Annotated in this window: 12 protein-coding genes; all 12 read right to left on the minus strand. The window is 66.4% G+C overall.

What is annotated here, in order from left to right:
• Window positions 1-67 precede the first annotated feature (67 nt).
• Window positions 68-1384: a histidinol dehydrogenase gene (gene hisD / locus ACF8ML_RS03365; protein ID WP_034364866.1), complete on the minus strand. Its 1317-nt coding sequence runs from the start codon at window positions 1382-1384 to the stop codon at window positions 68-70.
• Window positions 1385-1397: 13 nt separating this feature from the next.
• Complete coding sequence (hisG, locus tag ACF8ML_RS03370; RefSeq protein ID WP_017405470.1) at window positions 1398-2042, minus strand: ATP phosphoribosyltransferase; 645 nt, start codon at window positions 2040-2042, stop codon at window positions 1398-1400.
• Complete coding sequence (gene murA / locus ACF8ML_RS03375) at window positions 2039-3307, minus strand: UDP-N-acetylglucosamine 1-carboxyvinyltransferase (protein ID WP_203400438.1); 1269 nt, start codon at window positions 3305-3307, stop codon at window positions 2039-2041. The genes hisG and murA overlap by 4 nt, the downstream gene beginning before the upstream one ends.
• 104 nt (window positions 3308-3411) lie before the next feature.
• Complete coding sequence (locus tag ACF8ML_RS03380) at window positions 3412-3660, minus strand: BolA family protein (protein WP_012207326.1); 249 nt, start codon at window positions 3658-3660, stop codon at window positions 3412-3414.
• A gap of 126 nt (window positions 3661-3786) precedes the next feature.
• Window positions 3787-4542 carry an ABC transporter permease gene (locus ACF8ML_RS03385; RefSeq protein WP_016445581.1) on the minus strand — a complete coding sequence of 252 codons (756 nt, stop codon included), beginning with the start codon at window positions 4540-4542 and terminating at the stop codon, window positions 3787-3789.
• Window positions 4539-5468: an ABC transporter ATP-binding protein gene (locus tag ACF8ML_RS03390; protein WP_013800798.1), complete on the minus strand. Its 930-nt coding sequence runs from the start codon at window positions 5466-5468 to the stop codon at window positions 4539-4541. Before ACF8ML_RS03390 ends, ACF8ML_RS03385 begins: the two co-directional genes overlap by 4 nt.
• A 73-nt stretch (window positions 5469-5541) precedes the next feature.
• Window positions 5542-5829 carry a lipid asymmetry maintenance protein MlaB gene (locus ACF8ML_RS03395; RefSeq protein WP_016445580.1) on the minus strand — a complete coding sequence of 96 codons (288 nt, stop codon included), beginning with the start codon at window positions 5827-5829 and terminating at the stop codon, window positions 5542-5544.
• 20 nt (window positions 5830-5849) lie between these two features.
• Complete coding sequence (locus ACF8ML_RS03400; protein ID WP_392406268.1) at window positions 5850-6491, minus strand: phospholipid-binding protein MlaC; 642 nt, start codon at window positions 6489-6491, stop codon at window positions 5850-5852.
• 115 nt (window positions 6492-6606) lie between these two features.
• Window positions 6607-7407 (minus strand): VacJ family lipoprotein, encoded by an 801-nt coding sequence (locus ACF8ML_RS03405; protein ID WP_047326525.1) that lies wholly within the window; start codon window positions 7405-7407, stop codon window positions 6607-6609.
• Window positions 7404-7889 carry an outer membrane lipid asymmetry maintenance protein MlaD gene (mlaD, locus tag ACF8ML_RS03410; RefSeq protein ID WP_016445577.1) on the minus strand — a complete coding sequence of 162 codons (486 nt, stop codon included), beginning with the start codon at window positions 7887-7889 and terminating at the stop codon, window positions 7404-7406. Before mlaD ends, ACF8ML_RS03405 begins: the two co-directional genes overlap by 4 nt.
• Before the next feature lie 43 nt (window positions 7890-7932).
• Entirely contained in the window at window positions 7933-8715 is a 783-nt protein-coding gene (gene mlaE, locus ACF8ML_RS03415; RefSeq protein WP_016445576.1) for a lipid asymmetry maintenance ABC transporter permease subunit MlaE, read from the minus strand.
• On the minus strand, window positions 8712-9551 hold the full coding sequence (locus tag ACF8ML_RS03420) for an ABC transporter ATP-binding protein (RefSeq protein WP_154833601.1): 840 nt from the start codon (window positions 9549-9551) through the stop codon (window positions 8712-8714). The genes mlaE and ACF8ML_RS03420 overlap by 4 nt, the downstream gene beginning before the upstream one ends.
• Window positions 9552-9572 lie beyond the last annotated feature (21 nt).

A 9572-nucleotide genomic window follows, 5' to 3' on the forward strand; every position in this document is an offset into this window, starting at 1 on the left:
GCGTTCAGGCAGCAAAAAGCGCCGCCCCTTTCGGTGACGGCGCCTTCGTCCAATAGGAAGCGAGTGTCTACTTCAGGCGCATTTCGGCAGCGCGCGCATGGCCTTGCAGGCCTTCGCCATGCGCCAGCACCGAGGCGATGCGGCCCAGGGTCTGGGCGCCCTGCTCGCTGACCTCGATGAGGCTGGATCGTTTCTGGAAGTCATAGACCCCCAGCGGCGAGGAAAAGCGCGCCGTGCCGCTGGTGGGCAGCACATGGTTGGGGCCGGCACAGTAGTCGCCCAGGCTTTCGCTGGTGTAGGCCCCCAGGAAGATGGCGCCTGCATGGCGCAGCAGCGGCTCCCACTGGTGGGGATCGTTGCTGGAGACTTCCAGGTGCTCGGGCGCGATGCGGTTGCTGATGGCGCAGGCCTCCTGCATGTCGCGCGTGAGGATGAGGGCACCCCGGTCGCTCAGGCTCTTGGCGATGATGGCGCGCCGCGGCATCTCGGGCAGCAGGCGGTCGATCTCGCGCTGGACGGCGGCGATGTAGTCGGCATCCGGGCACAGCAGGATGCTCTGCGCCAGCTCGTCATGCTCGGCCTGGCTGAACAGGTCCATGGCCACCCAGTCGGGCGGTGTGCTGCCGTCGGCCAGCACCAGGATTTCACTGGGGCCGGCAATCATGTCGATGCCCACGGTGCCGAACACACGCTTCTTGGCGCTGGCCACATAGGCATTGCCGGGGCCGGTGATCTTGTCCACCTTCGGGATGGTGGCCGTGCCGTAGGCCAGGGCCGCCACGGCCTGGGCACCGCCGATGGTGAAGCCGCGCGTGACGCCAGCCACATAGGCGGCGGCCAGCACCAGGGCATTCTTCTCGCCGCGTGGCGTGGGCACGACCATGATGATTTCCTGCACGCCAGCCACGTGGGCGGGAATGGCATTCATCAGCACGCTGGACGGATAAGCCGCCTTGCCGCCGGGCACATAGATGCCCACGCGGTCCAGCGGCGTGACCTTCTGGCCCAGCAGGGTGCCATCGGCGTCACGGTAGCTCCAGCTCTCGCCGCTGGCGCGCTTTTGTGCCTCGTGGTAGGTGCGCACGCGCTGGGCAGCGGCCGTCAGCGCATCGCGCTGCTCGTCGCCCAGGCTGTCGAAGGCGGCCTTGAGCTCGGCCTGCGTCAGCTCCAGCGCTGCCATGCCGTCCACCTGCAATCCGTCGAAGCGCGCCGTGTACTCCAGCACGGCCGCATCGCCACGCTTTTGCACATCGGCCAGGATGTCGGCCACGCGCTGCTCGATGGCCGCGTCCGTGTCTGCCGACCAATGCAGGCGCTGCGCAAAATCGTGTTCGAAGTTGGCGTCAAGCGTGGACAGGCGGGCGGGAGCGGCTTGGTATTCCATGGTGCAGAGGGCTTCAGTCTTGGGGAATGGCCGATGCGAAGGCATCGATGATCTTGCGCAGAGGGGCCTGCTTGAGCTTGAGCGAGGCCTGGTTGACCACCAGGCGCGAGCTGATCTCCATGATGGGCTCGACCTCGACCAGGTCATTGGCCCTGAGCGTGTTGCCGGTGGACACCAGGTCGACGATGGCGTCGGCCATGCCGGTCAGCGGGGCCAGTTCCATGGAGCCGTAGAGCTTGACCATGTCCACGTGCACGCCCTTGGTGGCGAAGAAGTTGCGCGCGATCTCGGGATACTTGGTGGCGATGCGCAGACGGGCGCCCTGCTTGACGGCCAGCGCGTAGTCGAAGCCGTTGCGCACGGCGACGCTGACGCGGCAGCGCGCGATCTTCAGGTCCAGGGGCTGGTACAGGCCCTGGGCACCATGCTCGATCAGCGAGTCCAGGCCGGCCACGCCGAGGTCGGCGCCGCCGTACTGCACGTAGACCGGCACGTCGGAGGCGCGCACCAGCACCACGCGCACGTGGCTCTGGTTGGTCTCGAAGATCAGCTTGCGCGACTTTTCAATGTCTTCGGTGACCGAGATGCCGGCAGCGGCCAGCAGCGGCACGGTTTCGTCGTAGATGCGGCCCTTGGACAGGGCAATCGTGATGGTCATTGGGAAACTCTTTCGATGTCGGCACCCAGGCCGCGCAGCTTGTCTTCCATGCGATCGTAGCCGCGGTCCAGATGATAGATGCGATCGACCAGGGTCTCGCCCTTGGCCACGAGGCCGGCGATGACCAGGCTGGCCGAAGCGCGCAGGTCGGTGGCCATGACGGCCGCGCCCGACAGCGACTGGCTGCCGGTGATGGTGGCCACGCGTCCGTCGGTGGTGATCTGCGCGCCCAGGCGCAGCATCTCGTCGACGTGCATGAAGCGGTTCTCGAAGATGGTCTCGGTGACCATGCTGCAGCCTTCGGCCACCAGGTTCAGCGCCATGAACTGCGCCTGCATGTCGGTGGGAAAGCCCGGGTACTCGGTGGTGCGGAAACTCTGGGCCTTGAGCTTGCCGGCGGCGCGCACGCGGATGCCGCCCTCCTCGGCGGACACTTCGGCCCCAGCGTCCTTGAGCTTGTCGATGACCGCGCCCAGGTGGTCGGCACGGCCATTGCGCAGCAGCGCCTCGCCGCCCGTGGCCGCCACGGCGCACAGGAAGGTGCCGGCCTCGATGCGGTCGGCCACCACCTGGTGCTCGCAGCCGCTCAGCCGCTCCACACCCTGGATGACGATGCGGCTGGTGCCGTGCCCTTCGATCCTTGCGCCCATCTTGATGAGCATTTCGGCCAGGTCGCCGATCTCGGGCTCCATGGCGGCGTTTTCCAGCACCGTCTCGCCTTCGGCCAGCACGGCGGCCATCAGGAAGTTCTCGGTGCCCGTGACCGTCACCATGTCGGTGGTGATGCTGGCGCCCTGCAGGCGCTTGAGATGCCCGGGCAGGCACGCGTGCATGTAGCCGTTCTCGACAACGATCTCGGCACCCATGGCCTGCAGGCCCTTGATGTGCTGGTCCACGGGGCGCGAGCCGATGGCGCAGCCGCCGGGCAGCGACACGCGGGCCTGGCCGAATCGGGCCAGCAGCGGGCCCAGGGCCAGGACCGAGGCGCGCATGGTCTTGACCAGTTCGTAGGGTGCCTCGGGGTTGGACAGCGAGCCGGCGTGGATGCGCACGGTGCCGCTGTCATCGTGCTCGGCGCCGACACCCATGTTGCGGATGAGCTTGAGCATGGTGGCCACGTCCTGCAGGCGCGGCACATTGCGCAGGGTGACGGGCTCGGACGACAGCAGCGCGGCGCACAGCTCGGGCAGGGCGGCATTCTTGGCGCCGGAGACCGTCACCTCGCCATGCAGCGCTCGGCCACCGCGAATCAGGAGTTTGTCCATGGCTGACAGACTTGAATCTGGAAATCGGGAAAAAGGAGATGCCGCACGGGCCGTATCGACCAGTTGCGGCAGAAAGTCTGAGGCGTCGTGACCGGGCTGTGCGCTCAGGCCTGGCCGGCCTGGGCAGCCCACTCGGCGGGCGTGTAGGTCTTCATGGACAGCGCATGGACCTCGTCGGTATGCATGCGCTGGCCCAGCGTGGCGTAGACCAGGCGCTGGCGCTGCAGCAGGCGCTGGCCCTCGAATTGGGCCGAGACGATGGTGGCAAACCAGTGCCGTCCGTCGCCTTCCAGCGCAATGTGTTCGCAAGGCAGGCCGGTGGCGATCAGTTCCTTGAGTTGGTCTGCAGTCATGGGGAAGCTTTCCTGCCATGCATCGCGGCATGGCCTTGGTTGGCGGCGGCGCCGGGCGCCGGCCGCCTGTTCATGGGTGGGTTCGAAAATGCCGGCACAGCGCCCGCCGCAGCCTGAGAAAAAACCTCAGCCGCGGATCTTGTAGCCGATGCGCAGCAGATGCACGGCCAGGGCACTCACTGCCAGCCAGGCCGAGCCGACGATGGCCAGGCTGACCCAGGGCGATACGTCGCTCTGGCCGAAGAAGCCGTAGCGGAAACCGTCGATCATGTAGAAAAACGGGTTCAGATGGCTGACTTTTTGCCAAAAAGGCGGCAGGGACTGGATCGAATAGAACACGCCCGACAGGAACGTCATGGGCATGATCAGGAAGTTCTGAAAGGCCGCCATCTGGTCGAACTTGTCGGCCCACAGGCCGGCGATCACGCCCAGCGTGCCCAGCAGCGCCGCGCCCAGCAGGCCGAAGACCAGAATCCACAGCGGTGCCGTGAACTCGGGAATGGCGAAGTACAGCGTGACGACGAACACGCCCGCGCCCACCAGCAGCCCGCGCAGCACCGACGCTCCCACATAGGCCCCGAACCAGGCCCAGTGCGACAGCGGCGTGAGCAGCACGAAGACCATGGAGCCCATGATCTTGCTCTGCACCAGGCTGGAGGAGCTGTTGGCGAAGGCGTTCTGCAGCACGCTCATCATCACCAGGCCAGGGATCAGGAAGGCCGTGTAGCTGATGCGGTCATACACCAGCACCCGGCCTTCGAGCACATGGCCGAAGATCAGCAGATAGAGCACGGCCGTGAGCACGGGTGCGGCCACGGTCTGGAAGCTGACCTTCCAAAAGCGCAGCACTTCCTTCTTGAGCAGGGTCTGCCAGCCGTTCATGCCGAAGCTCCCTGCGAAGTCTGTCCCTGCTCGTTCATCACATGGATGAAGACGTCCTCCAGATCGGCGCGGCGGATTTCCACGTCCTCGGGCACGACGGAGCCCTCGCGCAGCGCGGCGAGCAGGCGTTCCACATCGCTGGCGTCGTTGGCGGGTATCTGCACGATGCGGCCGGTCACCCGCGCACGCGCGGCCAGGGCCGGCGGCAAGGCGGTATCGGTCTTGAACTGCAGCACGTTGGAGGAGGCGGACTTGAGCAGATCCGACATGGTCGAGAGCTTGACGATGTTGCCCTGCTTGAGCATGGCCACGCGGCTGCACAGCGCCTCGGCCTCTTCCAGGTAGTGGGTGGTGAGCAGCACGGTATGGCCTTCGCGGTTCAGGCGTGCGATGAAGTGCCACAGCGTCTGGCGCAGCTCCACGTCCACGCCAGCCGTGGGCTCGTCGAGCACGATGATGGGCGGCTTGTGCACCAGCGCCTGGGCCACCAGCACGCGGCGCTTCATGCCGCCGGACAGCTGGCGCATGTTGGAATTGGCCTTGTCGGTCAGCCCCAGGCTGTGCAGCAGCTCGTCGATCCAGTCGTCATTGTTCCTGACGCCGAAATAGCCGGACTGAAAGCGCAGCGCCTCGCGCACATTGAAGAAGGGATCGAAGACCAGCTCCTGCGGCACGATGCCCAGCTTGCGCCGGGCAGCCGAGTAGTCGGCATGCACGTCGCTGCCCTGGACCAGCACGCGGCCGCTGGTGGCGCGCGACAGGCCGGCCAAGATGCTGATCATCGTGGTCTTGCCAGCGCCATTGGGACCGAGCAGGCCGAAGAACTCGCCCTCCTCAATGTCCAGACTCACGTGATTGAGCGCCTGGAAGGCCCCCTTGGGGGTCTGGTAGGTCTTGGAGATGGATTGGAATGAGACGGCAGACATGCGAGGCGCGATTCTAGGCCCTTGCAGCCAAACCTGCCTTGCAGGGCTCTTTGCAGCGGCGCGCTGCGCCGGCTCAAGAGGGGGAGGATGCGGCCGTGTCGGCCAGCAGCCCGTCGACGCCATACAGCGCCGCCATGGACTGCAGGCCCTGCGGCAGGCCCACGACCACCAATTGCTTGTCTGCCGCCTTCGCGGTGCGGCGGCAGGCCAGCAGCACGGCCAGTGCGGACGAGTCGAAGACCTCGACACCGCTGGCATCGACACGCACCTGGGCGCCATCGAAGGCCTGCACCTGGGGCCGCAGCTGCACGAGACAGCTGCGCGCCTGGCGGTAGGTCAGTTCACGGGGGAGCTGCAGCATGGCGCGTGCGTCCGCGGCTGTCAGCCCTTGGAGGGCGGCGTGGCCGGCATCTTGCTGCGCGTGGCCAGGGTCTCGATCAGGCCGTCGATGCCGCGGGCATTGATTTCCTGGCTGAACTGGTTGCGGTAGGTTTCCACCAGCCACACGCCCAGCACGTTCAGGTTGTAGATCTTCCAGCCGTCGCCGGACTTCTCGAGCCGGTAGTCCAGCTGCACGGGCTCGCCGCGGCCCAGCACCTCGGTGCGCACCAGCACATCGGTGTCGCCGGCTGCCGCGCGCAGGGGCTTGACGTTGATGGTCTGGTTGCTGACCTGCGTCAGCGCGCCCGAATAGGTGCGGATCAGCAGGGCCTTGAACTCGGTCTCCAGCTTCTCGCGCTGCGCAGGCGTGGCCTGGCGCCAGGCCGGCCCCACCGAGGCGGAGGTCATGCGGCGGAAATTCACATACGGCATGACCTTGTCATTGACCAGCGCATTGACCTTGGAGACATCGCCCTCGCGCAGCGAGGGGTCCTTCTTGATGGTTTCCAGCACGTCGGTGGAGACACGCTTGATCAGCGCATCGGGGGTCTCGCCGGCTGCGCGGGCCGGCAGTGCCGCACCAAGGGTTCCCATGGCCAGCACGGCTGCAGCGGCAGCACTCCAGGCACGTCGATTGATCATCACTCTTCCTTTCCCAGCAGGGCCTCATGCCCCGGACCGGGTTGATATTGCACATTTTTCCGGCCGCGCCATGTCAGGCAGCGGCCGTTTTTCATCTCGGGATGTTACGAACTGCTTACTTCGCGCCGTCTTCGGGCGGCAGCTTGCCGGCATCGTCGTCGTAATCCTCGATGCGACCGTCATCACCCGACTTGCCACGCCGCAGGTTCAGGTAGACATCGCGCGTCAGGCTGTAGCGGTCGAGCGCGACGGAGTCCAGCGTGTCGGAGGCATTGAGCAGGCGGGCACGTGTATCCACCAGTCGCAGCACATACAGGCTGTTGCGAACCGGGATGTCGTTGATCGCCGACATGGGGTTGCCCCAGGCATCCACCGGAAGAGCCGCAGTGTCACGCACCGTGGACGGGCCCAGCAGCGGCAGCACCAGGTACGGCCCGGTGGGCACGCCCCAGCGACCCAGGGTCTGGCCGAAGTCCTGCTTTTGGCGCTCGATGCCGGCCTCGCTGGCGATGTCGAGCAAGCCGCCCAGGCCGAAGACCGTATTCACCGAGAACCGCACGACGGAGTTGTAGGCGCCTTCGGCCTGGCCCTGCAGCGCGTTGTTCACGAAGGACCAGACATCGCTGAGGTTGGAGAAGAAATTGCTCACGCCATCGCGGGCCAGACGCGGAGTGACGTCGCGGTAGACCGTGGCCACCGGCTTCAGGACGGCACGGTCCAGGCCGTCGTTGAACGAGTAGACGCTGCGGTTGAACGGCTCGAACGGGTCCTGGGGATTGCGGGCCTCGCCCGGCGCGGTGGCGCAGCCGCTGAGCAGCGAAGCGGCGGCCAATGTGCCCAGCATGGCTGTGCGCTGCCAGGATGCTGCCTGGACTGCAGGGCGACCCGCGGTCGCCTGTTCATGGTTGGTTGTCATTCTTTGCCTCCTGCACCGGAGCTGCCACCCTGCTCGGCCTTGCCGTAGAGGAACTGTCCGATCAGATTTTCCAGCACAACGGCCGACTGGGTTGCGACGACGCGGTCGCCATCCTTGAGGTTGTGGTCATCTGCGCCGGCTTCGATGCCGATGTACTGGTCGCCGAGCAGGCCGCTGGTCAGGATCTTCAGGGAACTGTCCTTGGGAAACGCGTAGCGGTTTTCCATGGCCATGGTCACGCTGGCCTGAAAGACCTGATCGTCGAAGGTGATGGATTCCACGCGGCCCACGACGACGCCCGCGCTGCGCACGGCCGCCTTGGGCTTGAGTCCGCCGATGTTGTCGAAGCGCGCGGTCAGCGTGTAGGTTTTCTGGAAGCTCAGGCTCAGCAGGTTGGCCGACTGCAGCGCCAGGAACACCAGCGCCGCAGCGCCGATCAGCACGAACAGTCCGACCCAGACATCACTCTTGGATTGCTGCATGGTTTGTTTTTCCTTGTTTTGCGGGGGTGGCTTCGGCGCCGGGTCAAAGGCTGAACATCGTGGCCGTGAGCAGGAAGTCCAGCCCCAGCACGGCCAGCGAGGCCATCACCACCGTGCGCGTGGTCGCGCGGGACACGCCTTCGGGCGTGGGCTTGGCTGCATAGCCCTGCAGCAGCGCGATGAAGGTCACCGCCACGCCGAACACCAGGCTCTTGAGAACGCCGTTGCCCAGGTCATACCACCAGTCCACGCCGTTTTGCATCTGGCCCCAGAAGGCACCGCCATCGACGCCGATCATGACCACGCCCACCAGCCAGCCGCCGATCACGCCGACGGCGCTGAAGACAGCGGCCAGCAGCGGCATGGCGATCAGGCCGGCCACGAAGCGCGGCGCCAGGATGCGGCGCACGGGGTCCACGGCCATCATTTCCATGGCCGACAACTGCTCGCCGGCCTTCATGAGGCCGATCTCGGCCGTCAGCGCCGTGCCGGCACGGCCGGCAAACAGCAGCGCCGTGACGACGGGGCCGAGCTCGCGCACCAGGGACAGCGCCACCAGCAGGCCCAGCGCCTCGGCCGAGCCGTAGCGCTGCAGGGTGTAGTAGCCCTGCAGGCCCAGCACGAAACCGACGAACAGGCCGGACACGCCGATGATGGCCAGCGAATAGTTGCCCAGGAAATGGATCTGGTCGCCAATCAGCCGCGGCCTGCCCAGCGCCGGCCCCATCAGCGCGAGCAGGCGGCCGAACAGGCGGGTGCCCATGCCCAGCTGGGTCAACTGGTGGCGCACGGCCGCGCCTATGCGAGCGGGATGCAGCCGGTTCATGCGCGCCTCCGGCCGCTGGCCTTGACCGGGCTTTCAGGCGTGCCGAAATCCTCTTCGGCACTCACGCCGGGGTAATGGAAGGGTACGGGGCCGGTGGCGCGTGCGTGGATGAACTGCTGCACCAGCGGATCGGGATTGGCCTTGACTTCCTCGGGCGAGCCCTGGGCGGCGACACCGCCGTTGCCCAGGATGACCACATGGTCGGCCACATGGAAGGTTTCCTCCACGTCATGGGACACCAGGATGGAGGTCAGGCCCATGGCGTCGTTGAGTTCTCGGATCAGTTGGGCAGCGGTGCCCAGGGAAATGGGGTCCAGCCCGGCGAAGGGCTCGTCGTACATGACCAGTTCGGGGTCCAGTGCAATGGCCCGCGCCAGCGCCACGCGGCGGGCCATGCCGCCCGATATCTCGCTGGGCATGAGGTCGCGCGCACCGCGCAGACCCACGGCATGCAGCTTCATGAGCACGATGTCGCGCACCAGTTCGTCGGGAAGGTCGGTGTGCTCGCGCAGCGGGAAGGCCACGTTGTCGAACACGCTCATGTCGGTGAACAGGGCGCCGAACTGGAACAGCATGCCCATGCGCCGGCGCGCAGCGTACAGGCCCGCGGCGTCCATGGTGGTGACGTCCTTGCCATCGAACAGCACCTGCCCCTGCTGGGCATGCTGCTGGCCGCCGATCAGGCGCAGCACGGTGGTCTTGCCCCCGCCCGATGCGCCCATCAGGGCCGTGACTTTGCCGCGCGGCACCTGCAGCGACAGGTCGCGCAGGATCACACGCTCGCCATAGCCGAAGGTGACGTTGCGCAACTCCACGAAAGAGGCGGTTGGGATCATGCTGTGGTGCGGTCGATAAAT

Origin of the sequence: Delftia sp. WSY_10 (assembly GCF_043104705.1) — a bacterium.
Taxonomy (GTDB): domain Bacteria; phylum Pseudomonadota; class Gammaproteobacteria; order Burkholderiales; family Burkholderiaceae_C; genus Comamonas; species Comamonas tsuruhatensis.

Coding starts and splice junctions, on each gene's coding strand:
- hisD (WP_034364866.1), bottom strand. CDS start 1,384: ATGGAATACCAAGCCGCTCCCGCCCGCCTGTCCACGCTTGACGCCAAC.
- hisG (WP_017405470.1), bottom strand. CDS start 2,042: ATGACCATCACGATTGCCCTGTCCAAGGGCCGCATCTACGACGAAACC.
- murA (WP_203400438.1), bottom strand. CDS start 3,307: ATGGACAAACTCCTGATTCGCGGTGGCCGAGCGCTGCATGGCGAGGTG.
- ACF8ML_RS03380 (WP_012207326.1), bottom strand. CDS start 3,660: ATGACTGCAGACCAACTCAAGGAACTGATCGCCACCGGCCTGCCTTGC.
- ACF8ML_RS03385 (WP_016445581.1), bottom strand. CDS start 4,542: ATGAACGGCTGGCAGACCCTGCTCAAGAAGGAAGTGCTGCGCTTTTGG.
- ACF8ML_RS03390 (WP_013800798.1), bottom strand. CDS start 5,468: ATGTCTGCCGTCTCATTCCAATCCATCTCCAAGACCTACCAGACCCCC.
- ACF8ML_RS03395 (WP_016445580.1), bottom strand. CDS start 5,829: ATGCTGCAGCTCCCCCGTGAACTGACCTACCGCCAGGCGCGCAGCTGT.
- ACF8ML_RS03400 (WP_392406268.1), bottom strand. CDS start 6,491: ATGATCAATCGACGTGCCTGGAGTGCTGCCGCTGCAGCCGTGCTGGCC.
- ACF8ML_RS03405 (WP_047326525.1), bottom strand. CDS start 7,407: ATGACAACCAACCATGAACAGGCGACCGCGGGTCGCCCTGCAGTCCAG.
- mlaD (WP_016445577.1), bottom strand. CDS start 7,889: ATGCAGCAATCCAAGAGTGATGTCTGGGTCGGACTGTTCGTGCTGATC.
- mlaE (WP_016445576.1), bottom strand. CDS start 8,715: ATGAACCGGCTGCATCCCGCTCGCATAGGCGCGGCCGTGCGCCACCAG.
- ACF8ML_RS03420 (WP_154833601.1), bottom strand. CDS start 9,551: ATGATCCCAACCGCCTCTTTCGTGGAGTTGCGCAACGTCACCTTCGGC.